Source organism: Anoxybacillus flavithermus (genome assembly GCF_002742685.1).
Taxonomy (GTDB): domain Bacteria; phylum Bacillota; class Bacilli; order Bacillales; family Anoxybacillaceae; genus Anoxybacillus; species Anoxybacillus flavithermus_E.
On sequence record NZ_PEDM01000027.1, the window covers coordinates 18021 to 40393 of the forward strand.

Annotated in this window: 24 protein-coding genes; 3 read left to right on the forward strand and 21 right to left on the reverse strand. The window is 42.1% G+C overall.

What is annotated here, in order from left to right:
- Positions 1 to 25 precede the first annotated feature (25 nt).
- On the forward strand, positions 26 to 625 hold the full coding sequence (recU, locus tag CS060_RS10810; RefSeq protein WP_099668955.1) for a Holliday junction resolvase RecU: 600 nt from the start codon (positions 26 to 28) through the stop codon (positions 623 to 625).
- A 15-nt stretch (positions 626 to 640) separates the two neighbouring features.
- Positions 641 to 3244, forward strand: a complete 2604-nt coding sequence (locus CS060_RS10815) for a transglycosylase domain-containing protein (RefSeq protein ID WP_035050479.1) — start codon at positions 641 to 643, stop codon at positions 3242 to 3244.
- 25 nt (positions 3245 to 3269) lie between these two features.
- Here the strand turns inward: CS060_RS10815 and CS060_RS10820 are convergent, their stop codons facing one another.
- From CS060_RS10820 to CS060_RS10910, 19 genes are all read right to left on the reverse strand, one after another.
- Positions 3270 to 3761, reverse strand: a complete 492-nt coding sequence (locus CS060_RS10820) for a YpoC family protein (RefSeq protein ID WP_035050478.1) — start codon at positions 3759 to 3761, stop codon at positions 3270 to 3272.
- Positions 3762 to 4412, reverse strand: a complete 651-nt coding sequence (nth, locus tag CS060_RS10825) for an endonuclease III (RefSeq protein ID WP_035050477.1) — start codon at positions 4410 to 4412, stop codon at positions 3762 to 3764.
- A gap of 13 nt (positions 4413 to 4425) precedes the next feature.
- Entirely contained in the window at positions 4426 to 5097 is a 672-nt protein-coding gene (locus CS060_RS10830; RefSeq protein ID WP_035050476.1) for a DnaD domain-containing protein, read from the reverse strand.
- Between the two features lie 67 nt (positions 5098 to 5164).
- Positions 5165 to 6457, reverse strand: coding sequence for an asparagine--tRNA ligase (gene asnS, locus CS060_RS10835; RefSeq protein ID WP_035050475.1), 1293 nt, complete (start codon positions 6455 to 6457; stop codon positions 5165 to 5167).
- Between the two features lie 114 nt (positions 6458 to 6571).
- The gene (locus CS060_RS10840; RefSeq protein ID WP_035050474.1) at positions 6572 to 7759 is read right to left on the reverse strand and encodes a pyridoxal phosphate-dependent aminotransferase; all 1188 of its coding nucleotides are present in this window, start codon (positions 7757 to 7759) and stop codon (positions 6572 to 6574) included.
- Positions 7756 to 8244 carry a cell wall elongation regulator TseB-like domain-containing protein gene (locus CS060_RS10845; RefSeq protein WP_035050473.1) on the reverse strand — a complete coding sequence of 163 codons (489 nt, stop codon included), beginning with the start codon at positions 8242 to 8244 and terminating at the stop codon, positions 7756 to 7758. Before CS060_RS10845 ends, CS060_RS10840 begins: the two co-directional genes overlap by 4 nt.
- A gap of 6 nt (positions 8245 to 8250) precedes the next feature.
- Positions 8251 to 8421, reverse strand: coding sequence for a YpmA family protein (locus tag CS060_RS10850; protein WP_006319505.1), 171 nt, complete (start codon positions 8419 to 8421; stop codon positions 8251 to 8253).
- A 183-nt stretch (positions 8422 to 8604) separates the two neighbouring features.
- Positions 8605 to 9336, reverse strand: coding sequence for a ComEC/Rec2 family competence protein (locus CS060_RS10855; RefSeq protein ID WP_257211135.1), 732 nt, complete (start codon positions 9334 to 9336; stop codon positions 8605 to 8607).
- Positions 9337 to 9397: 61 nt separating this feature from the next.
- A complete protein-coding gene (dinG, locus tag CS060_RS10860) occupies positions 9398 to 12040 on the reverse strand; it encodes an ATP-dependent DNA helicase DinG (RefSeq protein ID WP_035050472.1) in 2643 nt (880 codons plus the stop codon).
- Between the two features lie 54 nt (positions 12041 to 12094).
- Positions 12095 to 12478 (reverse strand): aspartate 1-decarboxylase, encoded by a 384-nt coding sequence (gene panD, locus CS060_RS10865; RefSeq protein WP_035050471.1) that lies wholly within the window; start codon positions 12476 to 12478, stop codon positions 12095 to 12097.
- 12 nt (positions 12479 to 12490) lie between these two features.
- The gene (panC, locus tag CS060_RS10870; RefSeq protein ID WP_035050470.1) at positions 12491 to 13339 is read right to left on the reverse strand and encodes a pantoate--beta-alanine ligase; all 849 of its coding nucleotides are present in this window, start codon (positions 13337 to 13339) and stop codon (positions 12491 to 12493) included.
- A 2-nt stretch (positions 13340 to 13341) separates the two neighbouring features.
- The gene (gene panB, locus CS060_RS10875) at positions 13342 to 14172 is read right to left on the reverse strand and encodes a 3-methyl-2-oxobutanoate hydroxymethyltransferase (protein ID WP_035050469.1); all 831 of its coding nucleotides are present in this window, start codon (positions 14170 to 14172) and stop codon (positions 13342 to 13344) included.
- 224 nt (positions 14173 to 14396) lie between these two features.
- A complete protein-coding gene (locus tag CS060_RS10880; RefSeq protein ID WP_503413717.1) occupies positions 14397 to 15377 on the reverse strand; it encodes a biotin--[acetyl-CoA-carboxylase] ligase in 981 nt (326 codons plus the stop codon).
- The gene (locus CS060_RS10885; RefSeq protein WP_035049578.1) at positions 15347 to 16540 is read right to left on the reverse strand and encodes a CCA tRNA nucleotidyltransferase; all 1194 of its coding nucleotides are present in this window, start codon (positions 16538 to 16540) and stop codon (positions 15347 to 15349) included. Before CS060_RS10885 ends, CS060_RS10880 begins: the two co-directional genes overlap by 31 nt.
- Entirely contained in the window at positions 16540 to 17670 is a 1131-nt protein-coding gene (bshA, locus tag CS060_RS10890) for an N-acetyl-alpha-D-glucosaminyl L-malate synthase BshA (RefSeq protein ID WP_035049581.1), read from the reverse strand. The genes CS060_RS10885 and bshA overlap by 1 nt, the downstream gene beginning before the upstream one ends.
- Positions 17667 to 18359 (reverse strand): bacillithiol biosynthesis deacetylase BshB1, encoded by a 693-nt coding sequence (gene bshB1 / locus CS060_RS10895; protein ID WP_035049583.1) that lies wholly within the window; start codon positions 18357 to 18359, stop codon positions 17667 to 17669. The genes bshA and bshB1 overlap by 4 nt, the downstream gene beginning before the upstream one ends.
- The gene (mgsA, locus tag CS060_RS10900) at positions 18359 to 18766 is read right to left on the reverse strand and encodes a methylglyoxal synthase (protein WP_032099864.1); all 408 of its coding nucleotides are present in this window, start codon (positions 18764 to 18766) and stop codon (positions 18359 to 18361) included. Before mgsA ends, bshB1 begins: the two co-directional genes overlap by 1 nt.
- 13 nt (positions 18767 to 18779) lie before the next feature.
- Positions 18780 to 19574, reverse strand: coding sequence for a 4-hydroxy-tetrahydrodipicolinate reductase (dapB, locus tag CS060_RS10905; protein WP_035049585.1), 795 nt, complete (start codon positions 19572 to 19574; stop codon positions 18780 to 18782).
- Positions 19571 to 19903: a nucleotide pyrophosphohydrolase gene (locus CS060_RS10910; RefSeq protein WP_035049587.1), complete on the reverse strand. Its 333-nt coding sequence runs from the start codon at positions 19901 to 19903 to the stop codon at positions 19571 to 19573. The genes dapB and CS060_RS10910 overlap by 4 nt, the downstream gene beginning before the upstream one ends.
- Before the next feature lie 118 nt (positions 19904 to 20021).
- On the opposite strand from CS060_RS10910, the gene CS060_RS10915 reads away from it, so the two are divergent.
- Entirely contained in the window at positions 20022 to 20882 is an 861-nt protein-coding gene (locus CS060_RS10915) for a YitT family protein (protein ID WP_257211134.1), read from the forward strand.
- Between the two features lie 22 nt (positions 20883 to 20904).
- On the opposite strand, the gene ypjB is transcribed toward CS060_RS10915, so the two are convergent.
- Both ypjB and lhaT read right to left on the reverse strand, forming a co-directional pair.
- Positions 20905 to 21678, reverse strand: a complete 774-nt coding sequence (ypjB, locus tag CS060_RS10920) for a sporulation protein YpjB (RefSeq protein WP_035049589.1) — start codon at positions 21676 to 21678, stop codon at positions 20905 to 20907.
- 66 nt (positions 21679 to 21744) lie between these two features.
- Positions 21745 to 22314 carry a lipoprotein heptaprenylglyceryl N-acetyltransferase LhaT gene (lhaT, locus tag CS060_RS10925; RefSeq protein WP_035049591.1) on the reverse strand — a complete coding sequence of 190 codons (570 nt, stop codon included), beginning with the start codon at positions 22312 to 22314 and terminating at the stop codon, positions 21745 to 21747.
- Positions 22315 to 22373 lie beyond the last annotated feature (59 nt).

The window sequence follows — 22373 nt, forward strand, 5'->3', positions numbered from 1 at the left end:
TGTTGAACATTCGAGGGGGGATGATATGTTTAAATATCCGAATGGACGAGCATATAAAAAAAAAGAAAATGAACAGCCGTTGCGCACCTCTGCTGCTGATACGTATGGGAATCGCGGAATGACGCTAGAGGCGGATTTAAATGAAACAAACGCCTACTACTTGGCTCAAAGTATTGCCGTCATTCATAAAAAGCCAACACCGGTCCAAATTGTACGCGTCGATTATCCGAAACGAAGCGCTGCTGTCATTAAAGAAGCGTACTTTAAACAACCGTCCACGACGGACTACAATGGCATATATCGTGGGAAATATATTGATTTTGAAGCGAAAGAAACACGAAATCGTACATCTTTTCCGCTTCAAAACTTTCATGAACATCAAATTGAACATATGAAACAAGTGTTAGCGCACGGAGCAATTTGCTTCGTGATTTTGCGTTTCACGACATTTGATGAAACATATTTGTTGGACGCACATCACCTCCTTGAATATTGGGAACGAAAACAACAAGGTGGTCGCAAATCGATAACAAAAGTGGAAATCGAACGACACGGTCATCTCATTCCACTTGGCTATCACCCGCGAATCGATTATATTCAAATTGTGGACAAACTATATTTTTAGAATAGGAGGAACGATATGGCGAATTATCGTTCACGAACAGAACGAAAACAAGCGGAACAAAAAAAACAACGTCCGCGTAAGCGAGGGCGTTCAATCATGAAAAAAATTGTGCTCATTATGTTGCTCATAATGACAATAGGAATGTTTTCAGGTGTTGCCGCGTTTGCATGGATGATTAAAGACGCACCACCGCTTGATGAAACGTTGTTGCGAGATCCTTTAGCTTCAATCGTTTACGACGTCAACGGACAAAAAGTAGTAGAACTTGGTCAACAAAAACGTATTTACGTATCGTATAACGATATTCCAAAAGTACTTGAAGAAGCGGTGCTTGCGACAGAAGATGCTCGCTTTTACGAACATCATGGGTTTGATATTGTGCGCTTTTTCGGTGCAGTGTTAGCGAACATTCGCGAAGGATTTGGTGCTGAAGGCGGAAGTACAATTACGCAACAAGTTGTCAAACTCTCCTTTTTAACACCTGAAAAAACGTTAAAACGAAAAGTGCAAGAGTTATGGCTTGCCATTCGGCTCGAGCAAAAATACTCAAAACACGAAATTTTAGAAATGTATTTAAACAAAATTTATTACTCAAATCGCGCATACGGTGTTGCAAAAGCTGCAGAAACATACTTCGGCAAAAGCGATTTATCGCAATTGACGTTACCAGAAGCGGCGTTGCTTGCTGGCATTCCACAAAGTCCAAACAATTACAACCCGTTTACGCATCCTGAAGCGGCGGAAAAACGTCGCAATACAGTATTATCGCTGATGGCTAAGCATGGGTTTATTTCGAAAGAAGAAGCAGAAGAAGCAAAAAAAGTACCTGTACAATCGCTATTAACAGAAAACAAACAACAAGGCGATATTCCATACGATTCATTTATTGATCAAGTCATCGATGAAGTGACAGAAAAAACGGGATTGGATGTGTTTACTGCCGGACTGCACATTTATACAACGTTAGATCCAAACGCCCAGTCGTATGTTGAGGAATTGCTCAATTCCGATGAGGTCATTCGTACAAACAAGGCCGATTTTCAAGCCGGCATTGCTCTCGTAGATACAAAAACAGGCGAAATTCGGGCGCTTGGCGGCGGCCGGAAAAAAGAAGAAGGTGTCATGTTCGGGTTTAACTATGCAACCGATACACGAAAACAGCCTGGTTCAACAATTAAACCGATCGTCGATTACGGCCCAGCTATTGAGTATTTAAAATGGTCAACGTACCATCAATTGAAAGATGAGCCGTATCAATACTCTGATGGAACGCCAATTAAAAACTGGGACGGCAAATACGAAGGACAAATGTCAATGCGAACAGCGCTTGCCCGTTCTCGAAACATTCCAGCACTAAAAGCGCTTCAAGAAGTCGGTTTAGAGCGAGCGAAACAGTTTGCAAATAAGCTTGGTATGGGCTTTGAAGAAATGCATGAAGCCTATGCGGTTGGTGGCGTCGGCAAGGGCGTCTCTCCACTCCAAATGGCCGGTGCATATAGCGCGTTCGGAAACGGTGGGATTTACATTGAACCGCATGCGGTGAAAAAAGTTGTGTTTCCAGATGGAACGGAAATGGATCTTCGCCCAGAGCCAAAAGTGGCCATGAAAGACTATACAGCATTTATGATTACCGACATGTTAAAAACGGTCGTTCAATCTGGGACAGGGACAGCAGCGAATGTGCCGGGACTTCATATTGCCGGGAAAACGGGAACGACAAACTATGACGAAAAAGATCGCCGCAAATACGGTCTTGCAAGAGGCGCTGTGCCTGATAGCTGGTTTGTTGGCTATACACCAAACTATACCGCCGCGATTTGGACTGGTTTTAGTAAAAAAAGTAGCGAAGCCTATTTATCTAAGCCTGAACAACAATATGCGAAACAGTTGTTTAAACGCATTATTTCTCACGTAGATGATGGTAGCGGCGGCGATTTTAAACAGCCGAAAAGCGTTGTTCAACTCGCAGTAAAAAAAGGAACGAATCCGCCAAAACTAGCGAATGAACATACGCCAAAAAGTGAAATTACGTACGAATATTTCGTGCGCGGTTATGAAGAGCCAACGGAAGTGGCTGAAGATGAACCAGAAGTGATTGAACCAGTAAAAGACTTACGAGCACAATACGATCCAGCGACACAAACGATTTCGTTGTCATGGTCGTATACGATCGATCCTGAAAAAGATGTGTCGTTTGAAGTGCGTCAAACGGTAGATGGTCGTAAGCCGACCGTTATTGCAACAACAAAAGACTCCCAACTAACCGTTGATGCAAAAGAAGGCTCGGTATACTTGTTTGAAATATATGTCGTCGCAGCAGATGGCACGCAAAGCGCGCCAGCGACAGCGCTTGTGCAAATTCCAAAAGAAGAACCGAAACAACCAAACGAAAATGAGTCACCAGGACAGTCGGGAAACGAAGAAACCCCGGAGACGCCAACAAATCCGACCGAGCCAAACCCAAACAATCCAGAGACGCCAACAAATCCAAGCGATCCGGGAACACCAACAAACCCGACAAATCCAACAAATCCGAATAACAATTCATCAACAAATTCGTCGGGAACGAACAATCAACAACGAAATGGAAATAGCGGTGGAACAACGAATAATCAATAAGTAAGAAAAGAGACTGAGTGCATCCTCAGTCTCTTTTTTGTTGAGCGATTTGTTTATAAAATAGCTTCATGAGCTCGGTAAATAGTTCATCTAATTGAACAAAAGAATGGTGAAGGGTAGGACGAGCGAAAATAAAAGAAAGCCGATCAACGACATTTAGTGGATGGAGCGGGAGCGACTGAACTTCCTTTTCCCATTGGTATACGTTGCTTACTGCTCGTTCATTGAGCCAATGTAGCGCACATAAAAAGTAGCTCATTCCCCGAACCATTCCCTCTTTTGCTTTGTTCGCTTGACGCGCTGCAAACAATGGGGCGAGTTCACGCTTTTCTTCTTCCCAAAGTTTAAATATGGCAGGAAGTGACTGCTCTTTTTGTTCCCACGGCTTCTCTTTTTGCGTTATATCATAATAAAACGGCACACGCTTCATCATCATTGGGAACGGTTGAAACGTATGATCATCAATAGAAGATATCGAAAAAAAGAGCGGATGTTGAAACGTGCTGGGAACGATCATTTACATCTTTCCTTTCATCCGTTTTTTTCCTTCTCGACAAAGATGAAGCAATGGGCAAACGCCACACTTCGGCGATTGTGCTTTACAATGATAACGCCCAAAAAAAATAAGGCGATGATGGGTCACCGACCATTCTTCTTTCGGAATTTTTTTCATTAGTGTTTCTTCTACTTCTAACACGGAATCTTTCCAACGACAAATGCCGAGCCGTTTGCTCACTCGTTCGACATGTGTATCAACAGCAATAGCAGGAACACCAAATGCAACAGATATGACAACGTTCGCTGTTTTCCGTCCGACACCTGGAAGCTTCATTAATTCGTCACGACTTTGTGGCACTTCCCCATTATATTGCTCTAGTAGTATACGACATAGTTGCTGAATGTTTTTTGCTTTATTGCGATATAGTCCGATCGAACGTATGTCTTGTTGAAGCTCTTCTAACGGAACAGACACGTAATCTTCTGGTGTTTTATATTTTTCAAATAGTTGCTTCGTCACTTTATTGACGAGCGCATCGGTACATTGTGCCGATAAAACAACAGCAATTAATAGTTCAAACGGATTGCGATGAACGAGCTCACAATGCGCGTTTGGAAACATGTTTGCAATCTCATCTAAGCAATAGCGAATTTGTTGCTTCGTTAGCATGTAACCATCCTTTCTACGACTGTTCAAGCCAATTATAAATCGGAACGGTTGGTTTATATGGCTGTTCTTGCTTCACTTGGTTTTTACGAAACTTTTTCGCATGTTGTTGTGCTTGTTCAATTGTTTTAATTCCGTTCTTCTTCCACTCAAATAAAATACGATCGATATAACGGAAATTTAATTTTCCTGACAATACTGCCTCGCGTAGCGCCGCTTTAATAATAACTGGATCGTGTTCATCTTGGTCCATCCACATCGCTAGCGTTTCGCATTCCATCGGAGAAAGCGGACGACCAAATTCATGTTCAAAAACGGTGTACAATTGTTCCTCGTGCTCTTCTTCTTGTTTCTTACTTTGAAAAACAGCACGAACGAGCTTTTCCCAAAGCGGATCAAGCGAATAGCATTCACTATGAATGTTGTTATCCATTCGCTCTTCAATGGCTAAAAATCCTTTTTGTACAAGCTTTCTCAGTTGTTGCATACACATTTCAGATGAAATAGTCATGCGTGCAGCAATTTCATCTGGAGTTGGAAATGAAATTCCTTGTTCAAGAAACGAATGAATGTGTAACAGTAACATAAACTCTGTTTCATTTAACCCAAGCGTTTTATAACTCGTTAATAATAATCTTGGAATTGCCACGCTTCCTTCACGAAAAAAACGAATCATTTCATTATCCATGTCAAACACCTCACGCCCTATTATATCATAAAACAAATCCCCCATGTGAGCACGGGGGATTTCATCATTATGGATATAAACGATTGAGTAAACGCGGAAACGGAATCGTTTCACGAACGTGTTCAACACCACAAATCCAAGCAATTGTCCGCTCAAGTCCTAGTCCAAAACCTGAATGTGGTACAGAGCCGTATTGACGAAGCTCTAAATACCATTTATATGCATCGAGTGACAACTGATGTTCTTCTAAACGTTGTTTTAGTAAATCGTAGTCGTGAATGCGCTCTGAGCCACCAATAATTTCTCCGTATCCTTCTGGAGCAATTAAATCGGCACAAAGAACAACTTCTGGACGGTTTGGATCCGGCTGCATATAAAACGGTTTTAATGTCGTTGGATAATGTGTAATAAATACTGGTTTGTCAAAGCTTTCCGCAATCGCTGTTTCATGTGGCGCCCCGAAGTCATCGCCCCATTGAATGTCGTTAAACCCTTTTTCATGAAGAAGCTGAATCGCTTCATCATACGTAATGCGCGCAAACGGTGGCTTTACATTTTCTAATTTGGACGTATCGCGTCCGAGCGTTTTGAGCTCGAGCTGACAATTTTTTAGTACGGATTGCACAATATGGGATACGTATTGTTCTTGTACTTGTAAGTTGTCTTCAAATTGATAAAATGCCATTTCCGGCTCAATCATCCAAAACTCAATTAGATGGCGGCGCGTTTTTGATTTTTCAGCACGGAACGTTGGTCCGAACGAAAATACTTTGCCAAGTGCCATCGCTGCTGCTTCCATATATAACTGACCGCTTTGAGAAAGGTACGCATCTTCATCAAAATATTTCGTATGGAATAATTCCGTCGTCCCTTCTGGCGCACTTCCTGTTAAAATTGGTGGATCCACTTTTACAAAGCCATTTTCATTGAAAAATTCATACGTTGCCCGAATGACTTCGTTGCGAATTTTCATAATCGCATGTTGCCGTTTCGAACGCAACCATAAATGACGATGGTCCATTAAAAATTCAATACCATGTTCTTTTGGTGTAATCGGGTAATCAACAGCCATATGAATGAGTTCAATGTTTGTAACAGATAGCTCGTATCCAAACGGTGAACGGGCATCTTCACGCACTACCCCCGTCACATAAAGCGAACTTTCTTGCGTTATGCTTTTTGCTGATTGAAATACATCTTCATTCACCTGCGCTTTTTCCACAACTCCTTGAATAAAGCCTGTGCCATCGCGCAATTGTAAAAAAGCGATTTTTCCGCTTGACCGTTTATTCGCAAGCCAAGCGCCAATCGTTACTTCTTGTCCTACATATTTATGTACTTCTGCAATCGTCGTTTTCACAAAAATTCCCTCCAAAGACGTTCAACTGTTATGTACATCATCAATATTATACATTTCGACAAAAAAACGCAAGATGATCGTTCTTACACTCAAAGAAAAGGCTAGTCATATCGACTAGCCACGCGTTTTTTCATTTATAAATGTTTCGATACGATCGAGCGCCTGATGAAGTAACTCAAGCGATGTCGCATATGATAAGCGCACGTTGTTTGGCGCACCAAATCCTGAACCAGGCACAAGTGCGACTTTCGCTTCTTCAAGCAACGCTTCGACAAACGCATCGACATTTTCGTATCCGGTCATCGTTGCCGCTTGTTTTGCATTTGGGAACAAATAAAACGCACCTTGTGGCTTCACACATGAAAAGCCAGGAATTTGAATTAGGCGATCGTAAATAATATTTAATCGTTCTTCAAACGCTTGTCGCATTTGTTCAACCGGCTCTTGGGATCCGCTATATGCAGCAATCGCAGCGTATTGAGCAATCGATGTTGGGTTTGACGTACTATGGCTCGCTAAATCTGTCATGGCGCGAATAATATCTGAATCCCCCGCTGCATAACCGATGCGCCATCCTGTCATGGAATGTGATTTCGACACTCCATTAATGATGATCGTTTGTTTTTTCAATTCCGGTGAGAGTTGGGCAATAGAAACATGTTCATGTCCACCGTAAACGAGTTTTTCATAAATTTCATCTGAAATGATAAGCACATCGTGGGCTAAACATACTTCACCGAGCGCCCGTAACTCTTCTTTCGTATAAATGACGCCCGTTGGATTACTTGGAGAGTTAATAATGACCGCTTTCGTGCGAGCTGTAATCGCTTGTTTTAATTGCTCTGGTGTAATTTTGAACTCATTTTCTTCGAGCCCTTCAACATATACCGGCACGCCGCCTGCTAGTTTTACTTGTTCTGGATAACTTACCCAATACGGCGTTGGAATAATGACTTCGTCGCCTTCATCTAAAATGACTTGAAATAGCGTGTAAAGCGCATGCTTCGCCCCGACACATACAATAATTTCTGACGGTTTATAGTCAAGTTGTTGGTCTTGCTGAAATTTTTTAATAATCTCTTGCTTGAGTGTTGCTAACCCACCAGATGGCGTATATTTTGTATGGCCGTCATACATCGCTTTTACAGCGGCTTCCATAATATGTTGGGGCGTATTAAAATCCGGTTCACCGGCGCCAAGCCCAATGACATCGTGCCCTGCTGCTTTTAATTCTTTTGCTTTCGCTGTAATGGCAAGCGTTGATGATGGCGTTAATGATGCAACGCGTTTCGCTAACTTCATGAATCCTTCCCCCTCGCAAAATGATATCTTTTCAAAAAGGTCCCGTCTTCAAAACGAACGTAATAAAACGAATAACGGTCTCGTTCGTCAATATATGTAATTTCCCATAGCGGGACCCCTTTTTCCATTCCTAATTTCACTGAAACAACTTCTCTCGGATGATACGGTTTAACGGAAGATTGCGCTTGTTGTTTTGTAATGCCTTCTGAAGCCTTTCGAACATCAACCACTCTTCCTTTTTCCGTCACCCAGGCAATCATTTGTTCATCTTTATCATTTTTGCCTATGACGATGATGTATACGTCACTACCTCGATACGTATATACATCAGTTATATGGATAATCCCTTTTTTCTCCGCCTGTTTCATCGCACGTTGTTCGCTTTCGTTTTTAGACGATATCGCATCGCTATATGCGTCGATGTATAGAGCTAAAGCGGCGAACAACACACACACGAAGGCAATGACTATTTTTTTCACATTCATCCCTTCTTACGTTCGATAAATCGTAAACACAGCCTTTTCTTTATTTTCTTCATCAAGCGCTAGTCCGAACATTAAATCTTTTTCTTTTAACGTTCGGTTCAAACAATCAACAATTTTGTATAAGTCTGATGAGTACTCAACTTTTACAGTTGCTAATACTTCGATTTTGCTCTCCACGATCCGATCCTCCATGTGCACAAATTTTGTTACTTATATCGTTTATTACGAACGGAAACAATACAATTACACACCGATTTCGGTGTATAAACATCTTCATTGTAGCAACGATTTCCTACATTGGTCAATTTGAATTAAAAAAATTCCTATCGTACACACCGCGGGCCGAACGTTGGCCCTTTTTTAAAATGTCATGACATCGTATTCCTCCAAACTACATTTCACTACAATCACGCCAAAACGATTTGTCTCATAACAATCGATCCACGCCGCGTACAATCGCTCAAGTAAACGTTCACTCGGCCAGTTGCCATGCTTTTTAAAAATGATTGCTACTTGTGGGTCGACATGTTTTAAAAAAGATGTGCGTGGATAATCACTTATACCGAAATGGGCAATTTTTAATATGTTTACATCATGAAGCGGCATTGTCATCAATGTTCGCTCGACATCATTGTCAGCATGCGCCATATATAAAAGGCGGAGCTGACCATATTGAAGGGACATCGTTACATCTCCATCGGCAATATAGAGTGGCTGTATGCGAAAATGAGGAAACGGTTCATACACTTTTTGTTCTTCCCATTCATTCACTATTTTCGGACCGTACGTTTGTTCAATCCATTTGACATTGCCGATATATTCTTGGTCATCACTCGTTAACAAAAGTTCATCAATTTCGGTAATATGGAAATGCTCAAGCCATCTTTTTAGCTCGCGTTCTGTATGCGGTGCCCCTGTATTTAACAATACCGTTTTTCCGCTTGCATGTTTGAATAACGTCGCTTCTCCGTTGCTGAGCGGAAAAAACATAATGGCCATTTCTTCTTCTTCAAGCATCATATCAATTTTTTGAATGTCCTCTCCTGTCGTTGAAGGATGCATGAAACTGCTTAACACAAAAAACAATAGCATCCATTGCAAAACGTTCACTCCCTTCATCTACATCTTTTATCTTTTACGGATGAAGGGAATTTTATAGCCAGTCATTTACATGTTGTAGAAGTTCGGCGAGCGGCGCATGATATACACGGATAGGCGGCAATGATTGTAAAAAATATTTGCTGTACGATGCTGTTAACAATCGCTGGTCTAAAACAAAAATCATTCCCCGATCTTCTTTTGTACGAATTAATCGCCCAAATCCTTGTTTAAAGCGCAAAATCGCTTGTGGCAACGATAAATCGTAAAACGGATTTCCTCCTTTGGCGCGAATATAATCGCTTTTCGCTTCCATAACCGGATCATCTGGTGGAGCAAATGGCAGCCGAACAATGACGACGCATGTTACTTCATTTCCTGGGAGGTCTACCCCTTCCCAAAAGCTGCTCGCACCAAATAAGATCCCCTGCTCAAATTGCTGAAAATGACGCGTTAACTTCGCTGCATTGCTTCCACTTACTCCCTGAGCAAGCAATACAAACTGATCATCATTGAATTGTTTCGCAAACGCATACGTTTGTTTTAACAGTTCATACGACGTAAATAATACGAGCATTCTTCCATTTGTATGTTCGGCAATGCGTATAATTTGTTGTGCCGCTTGCTCGGCATATTGTTCAACAGTAACCGAAGGAAACGTCGGTAAGTCTGTTGGCACCATAAGCGCCGCTTGTTTTTCATACGAAAATGGAGACGGAATGGTGCGTGTAAACGGATAAAAATCATTAAGACCAAGCCGTGCAATTATAAACGAAAAACGATTGTTTGTCGTTAACGTTGCTGAAGTTAAAACGACACTCCGCTTACGTGAAAATAATTGATCAGCAAAAAAATGGGATAAATCGAGTGGCTGTGAAGTGACTGTGACCGCGTTCACTGCAGCTTTCGCATCTACTTCTAGCCAACGAACAATATCATCATCGTCGCTCATTAATAAATGTTGCAACGTATACAAAACGTCAATAAATGTGGTAAAAGGTTTAATCTCTTCTTTTGGAACATCGTCGATCATGTGCGACAATTGTTGCACATCATTCATGACACGCATAAGTAGCTCTATTGCCCCATTCCACTCTTTCCCGTACTCTTTCCACGGAACAAAGCGGTAACGAATACGTCCATCTCCTTTTTGGCGGCGGAACACATAATGACGCAGAGATTGAAATAGTTGATTTAGTTCATATTCAAGATCTCCTAAAAGCGAGCGAAGTACCCCCATTTTGTGTATCATAGCGATGTCGTTCATTCGTGTCCATAATAGACGAACGTACTCATATGAAACGTGCCTTCCGAAAAAATGAGCAGCTACATCTTCTAAATGATGCGCTTCATCAATAATAAGTTGTTCGTATGGTGGCAAAAACTTTTCGTCTGCTGTTAAATCGTGCATAACAAATGAATGATTTGTAATAATGACATGTGCATGTTTTGCTTGTTCTTTGGCACGAACGAAAAAATCGTATTCCTCATTCGTGTCATCGCTATGCACATCTTCCCAAAATAACGTACCTCCAGCAGTTAAGTTTAGTTCATCAACGTCTCCTGTCTCTGTTTCTGTTAACCAGACGAGCAACTGACATTTTGTTAAAGCGATATCGTAGTTTGTATCTATATCTTTTAACGTACGAGCAAATTTTCTAACGCTAATATAATTTCGTTTGCCTTTCAAAACAGCTGTTGTAAATGAAAAAGGAACGAGCTGTGCAGCGCGCGGCAGTTCTTTTTCAATCATTTGTTTTTGCAACTGAAGCGTATGTGTGCTAATGACGACAGGTTGTTGTTGTTTTATCGCATAAAATATGGAAGGAAGTAAGTATGCCATCGTTTTTCCAACACCTGTTCCCGCTTCAATTAGAGCATGTTGACACGTTTGTAACGCATAGTTGACATCTTCCATCATTTGTTTTTGTCCATCCCGATATTCAAATGGGGAAACAAATGGATTTGTCGCCAGCCATTGTGAAAAAGACGGAATATGTTCATGGGAATCAACCCGTTTTGGCGAAAGCCATTTTTTCAAGGCGATTCCTTCATATTCAACCGTTGTTTCGTTCGGTTGAAGAGAGCGCTCCTTTTTCGTAATGTATTGATCTAAAAGGGCCGTCAACTCACTTTTTAACGGTTGGCTATGTCGGCGTAGTTGCTTTAATGTCACAAGCGGTAAATGGGATAGCTTGTGCAGTAAAAGAAGAAGCAGTTGGGCTGTCGCTTCTGCGTCGCAATCTGCTTGATGCGGCCGATCATGGGCAAGCGACAACGCCTCAGCTAAATGGTTAAGCTTATAGCTTGACTGTGTTGGCATAAGAAAACGAGCGAGTTCCACCGTATCTAAAAGCCGACATGTTGGCGGTTGTATGCCGCTACGAACAAATTCCTCCTGTAAAAATGCCCAATCAAAATGAACATTATGCGCTACAAAATAAGCTCCTTCCCATTGTTCAACGAGCATCGGGGCAATATGATGAAACGGAGGAGCATCGTGCACCATCGTATGATCAATGCCTGTTAACTGTTGAATAAATGGCGGAATGTCCCGTTCAGGCTGAATGAATGTTGAAAAACGTTCGCTAACTTTGTCGCCCTCGATGACGACAAAACCGATTTGAATGATGCGATCTTCTTTTTTCGGGGCATTTCCTGTCGTTTCAATATCGACGACGACAAAGCGATCAGTCATCTTTTTTTCACCTCACATCTGTGTAACAAACAAAAAGAGGCGGCATGGCTCCCGTTATAAAACGGTCGCCGCCGGCTCTTGTACGATGAGTTCTTTAATGCGGTTATGCTCGTCCATAATCGCAATTTTCGGGCGGTGAGACGCCAATTTTTCTTCTGGTACGAGCACGTATGAAATGACGATGATAACATCATCTTTTTGAACAAGACGAGCTGCTGCTCCATTTAAACAAAACACACCGCTTCCTCTTTCCCCAGGAATAATATACGTTTCAAATCGTGCTCCATTGTTATTATTTACAATTTGTACTTTCTCATTTGCAACCATGCCGACTGCATCTAAAATATCTTCATCGATCGTAATGCTACCAACATAATTTAAATTCGCTTCGGTCACACGAGCGCGATGAATTTTAGCGTTCATTAATGTGCGAAACATGATGTTTCCCCCTTATTGTACGTTCATAACGATATTATCAATCAAACGAGCGTTTGTAAACCGCACAGCGAGCGCAAGGATGATCTTTCCTTGTAACGTCTCGAGTGGCTTTAACTCTGGATAAGAGTAAATGTCAACGTAATCAATCACACCCATTGTATGTTGTTCGATATGATGTACAATCGCTTGTCGTACCTTCTCTACATCGCGTTCTCCAGCTTCGATGCATGCTTTTCCTTTTTGTAAAGCAGCATATAAAGCAGGCGCTTCTTGTCGCTCACGCTCACTTAAATACACGTTTCGTGAACTTTTGGCAAGCCCATCATCTTCACGCACTGTCGGAACAGCGACAAGTTCAATCGGAAAATGAAAATCGCGAATAAGCCCATCGATAACCGCCACTTGTTGCGCATCTTTCATTCCAAAATATGCGCGATGTGGCATGACAATATGAAATAGTTTCGTCACAACCGTTGCGACCCCGTCAAAATGCCCTGGACGAGATTTGCCACAAAGTACATCAACGCGCTCATGCACCTTTACTGTTACCGACGGCTCATGCGGGTACATTTCACGAACGGACGGGTAGAAGACGATGTCTACGCCCGCTTGTTTAGCGATTTCATGATCGCGTTCAAAATCGCGCGGATAACGATCAAAATCTTCATTCGGCCCAAATTGAAGGGGATTGACAAAAATACTTAAAACAACGAGATCATTCTCCTCTCGCGCTCGTTTTAATAACGCGACGTGTCCTTCGTGCAAGTAACCCATCGTTGGCACGAAACCGACCGTTTTTCCTTTTTGGCGTTCAGCCATTATACAGGCTTGCATTTGTTCAATTTTTTCGATTGTAATCACGATTATTTCCCTCCGTATAACGCCAGCCATTGTTGTTCGTTCATCGTAAATGATTGCTCATCGCTTGGAAATTGACGTGTTTTTACGTCAGCCACATATTCGGCTAGCGCTTGTTGCATCGTTTGCTGAACGTTCGCATATTGTTTAACAAATTTCGGAACGCGTTCTATACCATATCCGAGTACATCATGATAGACAAGTACTTGTCCATCCGTACCGACTCCCGCTCCAATACCAATTGTCGGGATGGCTAGTTGTTTCGTAATCGCTTCGCCAAGTTGCTTCGGCACACATTCTAACACGAGTGCGATCGCTCCAGCTTGTTCACACGCTTTTGCTTCTTGTATAAGACGTCGAGCACTTTCGGCATCTTTTCCTTGTACTTTATATCCCCCCAACACACCGACCGATTGTGGTGTTAAGCCAAGATGGGCAACAACAGGGACGCCTGCTTCTGTTAAAGAAGAAATGACTTGCAATACAGAACCTGCTCCTTCGACTTTGACAGCATTTGCACCTGATTGTTGCATGATCGCTTTCGCATGTTGCAATGCATCAGAAAGCGTGCTATACGACATAAAAGGCATATCTGTGACGATAAACGTATTTGGCGCACCCCGTCGAACAGCTTTCGTATGATGAATCATATCTGCAACCGTCACAGGGATTGTTGAATCGTATCCTAATACGACCATTCCGAGCGAATCACCAACTAAAATCATATCAACACCGGCTGCCTCAGCAAGCTTTGCTGATGGATAATCGTAAGCTGTCAGCATAACGATTGGCTCATGATTTTTTTTCATGTTGAGAAAATCTAATTTTGTTTTCATATACATCCTCCTCTCAATATGCAGAGGAAATGGATAAAAAAAGCCTTCTTTCTGCCAAAATAGAGAAAGAAGGACTTTTTGTTTTGCTCCATCCCTCTGTCCCCGTCCGTTTGATTGGATCAAGGCAGAAATGATCGTCAATATGTCGTATGCGTGGTGCAGTTCTTATGCAGATACTGCCCAATTTCAACCGCTTTCATTTTAACAAATATTTCGAAATTTTCCTACTGTTTTTTTATTTCAATATCTGCTGAGTAAATGTAATGAATGGCTCCATCTTCTGTTTGCACTTTTAACGTGCCTGAATCTGTAATACCAAGTGCCACACCGCGAATCGCCCCATTTACCGTACGCGCTATAATTTGTTGGCCAATCGTGACTGCATAGCCTTCCCACAACAGTTTAATTGGTAGAAAGCCGTGTTGTAAATATTGTTCATATAGCTGCTCTAATTTTTGTAATAATGTTTGAACAATTTTCGGACGGTGGAACGTTCGTCCTGTTTCAATTGCAAGAGACGTCGCAATTGGGGCAATATCATTCGGGAACTGTTTTTGATTGACGTTCATACCGATGCCTACGATGACTGCCCGCACTTGATCGGGATCAGCTTGCAATTCTGTTAAAATGCCGGCCACTTTTTTACCATTGACTAATATATCGTTTGGCCATTTAATGTCCGGTACGATGTTTGTTACTTCTTGAATCGCCTCAGCAACAGCAACAGCAACTAAAAGCGTCAACTGGGGTGCTTGTTGCGGTGGAATAGAAGGGCGCAAAATTAAACTCATCCAAATCCCTGTTCCTTTCGGCGAATGCCATGACCGATTTAAACGTCCTCTTCCTGCCGTCTGCTCCTCAGCAATGACAATTGTTCCTTCTTCGGCACCTTCATGCGCAAGTTGATGGGCTAATTGTTGCGTTGAAGGCATGCTTTCTTGGTCATGTACGTTCCAACCAAAACGTTTCGTTTTTAAACCAAGTTGTAATTCATTCGCGTTCAGTTTGTCAGGCATTTGTGTTAGACGATAGCCGAGCCGTCGAACAGCTTCGACCTCAAATCCTTCTTTCCTTAATTCTTCAATATGTTTCCAAACCGCTGTCCGTGAGCAACCGAGCTGTTCACTAATTTTTTGTCCGGATAAAAATGAATCGCCTGCTTCCGTAAAAAGTTTCAATAGTTGTTTTCTCGTCTCTGATTGCACACCGCCCACTCCTTTAACTTCTCTTTCTTATTTTCCACTTGACGATGCAGTACGGCACGCTCGATGTTTTCAATCATTTCAGCTAACCATGGACCAGCTTTCCGTTCAAATAAAGTAAGCAAATCGTTTCCATTAATCGCAAGCTCTTTGCGATTGTGAATGGGCAACGCCTCCCACTGTTCCAATAACAGATGTACATGTGGTTCATCATGATCAAATGCAGCGCGTATGCGCTCGATATGTGGAATATATGACCCGTACTCATACAATGAATCAATTGTCCAATCCGAAAACGAACGAATATGCTCGAGCGCTTTTAAACAAATCAACACATCACGAATTAAGTGGTTCGGTAATTTCCATTTTTTTAGTTCTTTTTGATGAAAACGGACGACAAATGCAAATCGAGCCCATGCTTCCGTGCGATGAGCTGGCACAAGTGAAGAAGCACCTAGTTGAGCGAGCTCTCCTTTTTTCGTCGCAAGCTCAGGCAAGTACAAAAATAAATTCGTTTCGATGAGAAGCTCGATCGCTTTAGACATAAACGGACCGAGCAACAATTTTTCGAATTCAACAGCGATGCGCTCAACGGCAATATGTTGCAACAAATGACCGTATTGCATGATTGCTTGTTTTGTGTTTGGAGATAAAGAAAAGCCAAGCTGACTAACAAATCGAAGCGCCCGCATCATCCGCAACGCATCTTCGTTAAAGCGCTCAGCAGCATCGCCAACCGTTTCAATGATGCATTGTTTTAACGCTTCGACTCCTCCAAATGGATCGATGATGTCACCGTGCTCATTCATCGCAATGGCGTTCATCGTAAAATCACGTCGCTGCAAATCTTCATAAAGGGAGCGGACAAACGTGACCTCTTTCGGTCTTCGATAATCTTCGTAACGTCCTTCTTTTCGAAATGTTGTTACTTCATATGAAATGCCACGCTCGATAACTATCACCGTTCCGTGCGCAATACCGACAGGAACAGTTTTCGGAAAGATAGACATTACTTCTTGTGGATGAGCAGATGTCGCAATATCGATGTCCCCAATCGGTCTTTGTAGTAAATAGTCGCGAACCGCACCACCGACAAAATACGCTTCATGCCCGTGACGTTTTAATGTTTCAATGACAGAAAGCGCCTGTCGAAATTGTTCGTTCATCATTCATCCCCTTTAAGTTGAAAATAAATATGTTCATATTGTGCCACAATTTTCTCAGAATAAAATTTTTCACATACTGTTTCACATGCTTTTTGTCCCATCGTTTCACGAAGGGATTCATCCGTTAATAAACGAAGCGTTTGACGGGCTGCATCGTTGACATCACCGAGCGCACATAAAAATCCGTTTTTCCCATCTTCAATGACTTCCGGAATGCCGCCGATCGCTGTGCCAACGCAAGGAACTTGACATGCCATCGCCTCTAGTAAAACAAGACCGAAGCTTTCTTTTTCTGACAATAACAATTTTACGTCACTAATGGAATATAACTCCGCTAAATTTTCTTGTTTTCCTAAAAAGCGAACATGGTCACATAGTTTTAATTCTTTGACGAGGCGACAAACAACGGTCATTTCTGGTCCATCACCGACAAGGAGCAATTTCGCAGGGACTTGTTTTACAACGAGCGCAAACGTACGAACGACATCGCATACCCGCTTCACTTTTCTAAAGTTCGATACATGAATGACTACTTTTTCATACGGTGCAATGCCGTATTGACGACGAAGTTCATCGTTTCGCCGTTTGCTGTATACACGTTCATCAACAAAGTTGTACACCGTTTGAATCGGTTTTTGCACGTCAAGCAGTTCGTACGTTTGAATCGCTAACGCATTTGATACAGCTGTGACGACATCGGATTGTTCGATACCAAATTTAATTAAGTCGCTTAATGACGGGTCGTATCCGAGCACAGTAATGTCTGTACCATGCAGCGTTGTCACAATTTTTAAATGATCACCAACCATTTGTTTCGCTAAAAAGGCGCAAAGGGCGTGCGGAACAGCATAATGGGCATGAATGATGTCAAGCTGTTCTCGCTTCGCCACTTCTGCAATTTTACTCGCCAACGCCAAATCGTATGGTGGATATTGGAACACAGAATACGGATTAACTGTTACTTCATGGTAGTAGATATTTGGATATACTTTGTTTAGCCGAAACGGAATGCTTGATGAAATAAAGTGAATGTCATGACCGCGTTCAGCAAGCATTTTTCCTAATTCCGTCGCAACGACCCCAGAGCCGCCGACTGACGGATAGCAAACAATTCCTATTTTCAGTTTCATCTTTCTTCCCCTAACAAATCATGTGCAAGTATAATTGGTTTTTTTGACATAAATCCTTCCGCAAACGAAACACCGACTTCTTTTCCGAACAATCGCTCGCGGCTTTTAACGGTTTCAATATAGCCGTTTGTTAACGGCGTGTCAACTGAACCGCTCGTTCGCTCAAATTGGCTTTCGTATGCTTGTAAACTCGCTAATTTTTTATCAATCGTATCACTAATATCAATAACAAAATGAGGGCGATGAAATCCGTTAATCATATAAAAATACACGGCTTGCACGCGATGAGGTGGGAGCTCTCCATATCGGCGAATAGCAGCTGAAAACACCGCTTCTTCTACTAATCTCGCGCATTGCCCATGATCCGGATGGCGATCTTCCCAGTATGGTGCGAACACAATTTTTGGTCGATATGTACGAATGACAGTCACGATCGGATCAATATGCTCTTTTTGGATCGTTAATCCGCGATCTGGAAGATTGAGCTGTATACGTGTATGAACGCCGAGAATAGCGGCTGCCTGCTTCGCTTCTTGTTGCCGAGTATGTACCGTTCCGTTCGATGATAGTTCCGCTAGCGTCAAATCACATATACCGATGTCATATCCTTGTTGGGCGTATTTCGCAATCGTTCCGCCCATCCCGATTTCAACATCATCAGGATGGGCACCAAATGCTAACATATGCATTACTTCTTCCCTCGTTTCACAATATTTCGCCACGCAAAATCGCCACGCTCTAAACCGTGTATAAGTACTTCAGCTGTCCCCATGTTCGTCGCTAACGGAATGGCATATACGTCACAAAGACGAATAAGAGCACTAACATCCGGTTCATGTGGTTGGGCTGTCAACGGATCGCGGAAAAAAATGACCATATCCATGTCGTTATTTGCGATCATCGCACCAATTTGCTGATCGCCTCCAAGTGGACCAGATTGAAAACGATGAACGGAAAGACCTGTCGCCTCTTGAATGCGCAATCCTGTCGTACCTGTTGCATATAGTTCGTGTTCAGCTAAAATATGTTGATAAGCTGTAACAAATTGTACCATATCTTCTTTTTTCTTATCGTGTGCAATTAATGCAATTTTCAAATTTCTCGCCCCCTTATTCAATTAAATGTTCTAATCCATACACGAGTGTTTCTAGGTTCATCACCGTTTCAACAGAAAAGCGAACACCTGACATAAACGATGCACGGTTAAACGAATCGTGACGAATCGTCAATGTTTGTCCATCACCACCAAAAATCACTTCTTGATGTGCTATAAGCCCCGGCAAACGAATGCTATGAATGCGCATGCCGTCATATAACGCTCCGCGTGCTCCCCCCACCGTTTCTTTTTCAGCTTCATGCCCTTGCATAAATGAAGGGCGCACTTGTTGAATGAGCTGTGCTGTTTTTAACGCTGTGCCAGACGGAGCATCGAGCTTTTGATCGTGATGAAGTTCAATGATCTCTACGTGAGGAAAATATTTAGCAGCCATTTGTGCAAATTTCATCATTAAAATTGCACCAATGGCAAAATTAGGTGCAATAATCGCACCAATTTTTTTCTCTTCTGCTACTTGTGTTAGACGTGTTAAATCATCTTCTGTAAATCCTGTCGTACCAACGACCGGACGAACACCGTAATGCAATGCAATTTCTGTATGACGTTTTCCGACTTCTGGGGTCGTTAAATCGATCAATACGTCCGCTTGTACCGTTTGTAAGCACCGTTCTAAATCTGTAAAAATTGGCGCCTCTATCGCAGGAAAACCGTCAATTTCCGCTAACGTTTTTCCTTCGTTCATTCGGTCTACAACCGCTACAAGTTCAAAATGTTCTGTATGATGAACGAGGGAAACAGCTTCCCGTCCCATACGTCCGCGTGGTCCAGCAATGACAATTCGAATCATCGTTCCTCTTCCTTTCTTGTCCAACGATCGCGGTCTCGCGTTTGAAATTTATGCATGACTGCATCATGTGCCTCTTGTAAATCGATATGTAACGAATTCGCCATACATATAAGGACAAACAATAAATCGCCTAGTTCTTCTTGAATCGTTTTTTCTTGTTCCGTTTTCTTTTTTGGTTTTTCACCGTAGTAATGGTTCACTTCACGAGCGAGCTCTCCTAATTCTTCCGTTAAACGAGCAAGCATCGCCAGCGGGCTAAAATACCCTTCTTTAAACTGCCCAATGTATTCGTCCACTTCTTGTTGCAGTTGTCGCACCGTTTTTTCCATGACTTTCACCTCTTACATTCATGTTAGCTAAAAGTGGGACGTTTGACAAATGTTTTTGACGGGTATGATCACATTCCTCTATAATAAAAAACGCAGTCATATTCAAGGGGTGAAGTTGATGAAGCTGAAAAATGTAGCATTTATTTTACTAGGTTCGGCTATTTTTGCGTTTGGACTTGTCCATTTCAATATGGAAAATAAATTAGCGGAAGGCGGGTTTACAGGGATTACGCTTCTTTTATACTTTTTGTTTGGCATTGATCCTTCCATTTCAAACTTAGTACTAAACATTCCGCTCTTTTTTATCGGATGGAAATTGCTTGGGAGAACAACGTTTTTTTATACAATTCTCGGAACGGTTAGTTTATCTGTATTTCTCTGGATTTTCCAACGATACGGGTTTCACATTCCGCTCAATAACGACTTGACGTTAGCAGCATTGTTTGCTGGTGTTTTTATCGGGGTCGGTCTTGGTATTATTTTTCGCTACGGCGGAACAACAGGCGGTGTCGATATTATTGCGCGGCTTGTATATAAATATAAAGGCATTAGTATGGGAAAAACGATGTTTCTGTTTGACTCATGTGTCATTTTTCTCTCGTTGCTGACATATTTACCATACCGTGAAGGCATGTATACGCTCGTTGCGGTGTTTGTCGGGGCGCGCGTCATTGACTTTTTACAAGAAGGAGCATATGCGGCAAAAGGAGCGACCATTATTTCTGAAAAAAGTGATTTAATTTCCGAGAAAATTATGACAGAAATGGAGCGAGGGGTTACCATTTTAAAAGGAATGGGCTCTTATACAAAACGCGAACGAGATGTTTTATATTGCGTTGTAGCGAAAAACGAATTATCGCGTTTAAAAGCGATTATCACGTCCGTTGACCCATATGCATTTGTTGCCATTAGCGATGTGCACGATGTACATGGTGAGGGATTTACGCTTGATGAAAATAAACAACCGCTACATGAATAAAAGCGTCCAACAGCGGACGCTTTTATTGTTTATCCCTTACCATTTTTCGCTCTTTTTCACCACGGTATTTTCGCCACCCTACATACGTTAACGTCATAATAATCATGCCACCGATCGACGTCATCACCCACCAAAGTGAAGGGAGGGACGTTTGCTTTTTTCCATCCGCAAACAAAGCTTGTAAATCTTCTTCCATTTGCCGCAACTCTTTCATTCGCTCCGTTGTATGCAATTGGCGAAAAGCAGGTGCTTCTAAAAGAGAAATATGAGCAGATACACGTTTCACTTGTTCACGATCGGCATTAATTTTCACGCTCGGCTCAATAAGTTGATACCGTTGTAAAAATTGATGAAACGCTTGTTGAAATAACTGTTCGTCCTCACGTTCCATCGCTTGTTTCATCTTTTCAAACGCTGACATGACAGCATATTTCATTTCTTTCCAAAGCGGTTGATGTTTCGTATGAACAGCATCAACAGCAAGTCGAAATTGCGTTAATTGATTAATTCGTTGTTCCATCGGTACACTCGATGTCGTGACCGCTTTTAATGCTTCTTCATGCGTAGCCGTTAATACATATATGACATCCATCGAATGAATATCTTCACGAAATAACGCGAATTGTTTCTCAAAATATTCCAATAACTGTTTTGCTTCTTGTAAGCGATCATTTTTTGTTAGCTGAAGCGCTTCATCAGAAATTTGATCGAGTTTGTCCCACTCATGTCCGTTTGCATATACAGTATACGGAAATAAAGAAATCATGATAAACATCACGACGAGTCGAATGCGCATCTCCTTGTCCCTCCTTACGATCTTACTATTGAATATATGACCGCAAAAAGAGACATAGACCTCGATTTATCGTCGGCGTGAAAAAATGTACGCCACCGCAATCGAAACGATGCTTAGCCAAAACGTAAAATAGCCGATTTGTAGCGTATATTGCGCCAACATCCGATATTGTGGCATCATCCCAAACACATAATCGATGACGTCGTTATGCAACGTCCAAATCGCTGCGACAACAACATGAATGAAGGACATACGATAATAAGGAGCATACAACAACGCTTGCACCGCCATGGCCCCATGGGATATTACAAGCATCCATCCCGCCCAACCGAGTTCTCCTGTCACAAAAAATACGAGCATGTTCATGACAACAGCCCAAATGCCGTACTTCACGAGCGTAACAACCGCCAATGCTTCCATAAGCGGCCAATGCGTATGACGAAGCCAGGCAATTACAACAAAAACAAAAAATAAGCTTGCGGTTGGACTATCTGGAACAAACGGAAGAAAGATCGTTGGCGTTTCCGACAACTGTGGTCCGTACCATATGTAACCGTAAATCGTTCCAATGACATTCACGATTAACAAAAGCATAAGGAACGACCGATGCATGAACAAAGTACGTATGTGTAGCATATATTAACCTCCCATATGTAATCGAGTAGGAGGAGGTGATTAACCTCCGTCCTCTCACA

Excerpts from the sequence above, each read along its gene's own strand:
- recU (WP_099668955.1), top strand. The coding sequence starts at position 26 with ATGTTTAAATATCCGAATGGACGAGCATATAAAAAAAAAGAAAATGAA.
- CS060_RS10815 (WP_035050479.1), top strand. The coding sequence starts at position 641 with ATGGCGAATTATCGTTCACGAACAGAACGAAAACAAGCGGAACAAAAA.
- CS060_RS10820 (WP_035050478.1), bottom strand. The coding sequence starts at position 3,761 with ATGATCGTTCCCAGCACGTTTCAACATCCGCTCTTTTTTTCGATATCT.
- nth (WP_035050477.1), bottom strand. The coding sequence starts at position 4,412 with ATGCTAACGAAGCAACAAATTCGCTATTGCTTAGATGAGATTGCAAAC.
- CS060_RS10830 (WP_035050476.1), bottom strand. The coding sequence starts at position 5,097 with ATGGATAATGAAATGATTCGTTTTTTTCGTGAAGGAAGCGTGGCAATT.
- CS060_RS10840 (WP_035050474.1), bottom strand. The coding sequence starts at position 7,759 with ATGAAGTTAGCGAAACGCGTTGCATCATTAACGCCATCATCAACGCTT.
- CS060_RS10845 (WP_035050473.1), bottom strand. The coding sequence starts at position 8,244 with ATGAATGTGAAAAAAATAGTCATTGCCTTCGTGTGTGTGTTGTTCGCC.
- CS060_RS10855 (WP_257211135.1), bottom strand. The coding sequence starts at position 9,336 with ATGCTATTGTTTTTTGTGTTAAGCAGTTTCATGCATCCTTCAACGACA.
- dinG (WP_035050472.1), bottom strand. The coding sequence starts at position 12,040 with ATGACTGATCGCTTTGTCGTCGTCGATATTGAAACGACAGGAAATGCC.
- panD (WP_035050471.1), bottom strand. The coding sequence starts at position 12,478 with ATGTTTCGCACATTAATGAACGCTAAAATTCATCGCGCTCGTGTGACC.
- panB (WP_035050469.1), bottom strand. The coding sequence starts at position 14,172 with ATGAAAACAAAATTAGATTTTCTCAACATGAAAAAAAATCATGAGCCA.
- CS060_RS10885 (WP_035049578.1), bottom strand. The coding sequence starts at position 16,540 with ATGAACGAACAATTTCGACAGGCGCTTTCTGTCATTGAAACATTAAAA.
- bshA (WP_035049581.1), bottom strand. The coding sequence starts at position 17,670 with ATGAAACTGAAAATAGGAATTGTTTGCTATCCGTCAGTCGGCGGCTCT.
- bshB1 (WP_035049583.1), bottom strand. The coding sequence starts at position 18,359 with ATGCATATGTTAGCATTTGGTGCCCATCCTGATGATGTTGAAATCGGG.
- dapB (WP_035049585.1), bottom strand. The coding sequence starts at position 19,574 with ATGATTCGAATTGTCATTGCTGGACCACGCGGACGTATGGGACGGGAA.
- CS060_RS10910 (WP_035049587.1), bottom strand. The coding sequence starts at position 19,903 with ATGGAAAAAACGGTGCGACAACTGCAACAAGAAGTGGACGAATACATT.
- CS060_RS10915 (WP_257211134.1), top strand. The coding sequence starts at position 20,022 with ATGAAGCTGAAAAATGTAGCATTTATTTTACTAGGTTCGGCTATTTTT.
- ypjB (WP_035049589.1), bottom strand. The coding sequence starts at position 21,678 with ATGCGCATTCGACTCGTCGTGATGTTTATCATGATTTCTTTATTTCCG.
- lhaT (WP_035049591.1), bottom strand. The coding sequence starts at position 22,314 with ATGCTACACATACGTACTTTGTTCATGCATCGGTCGTTCCTTATGCTT.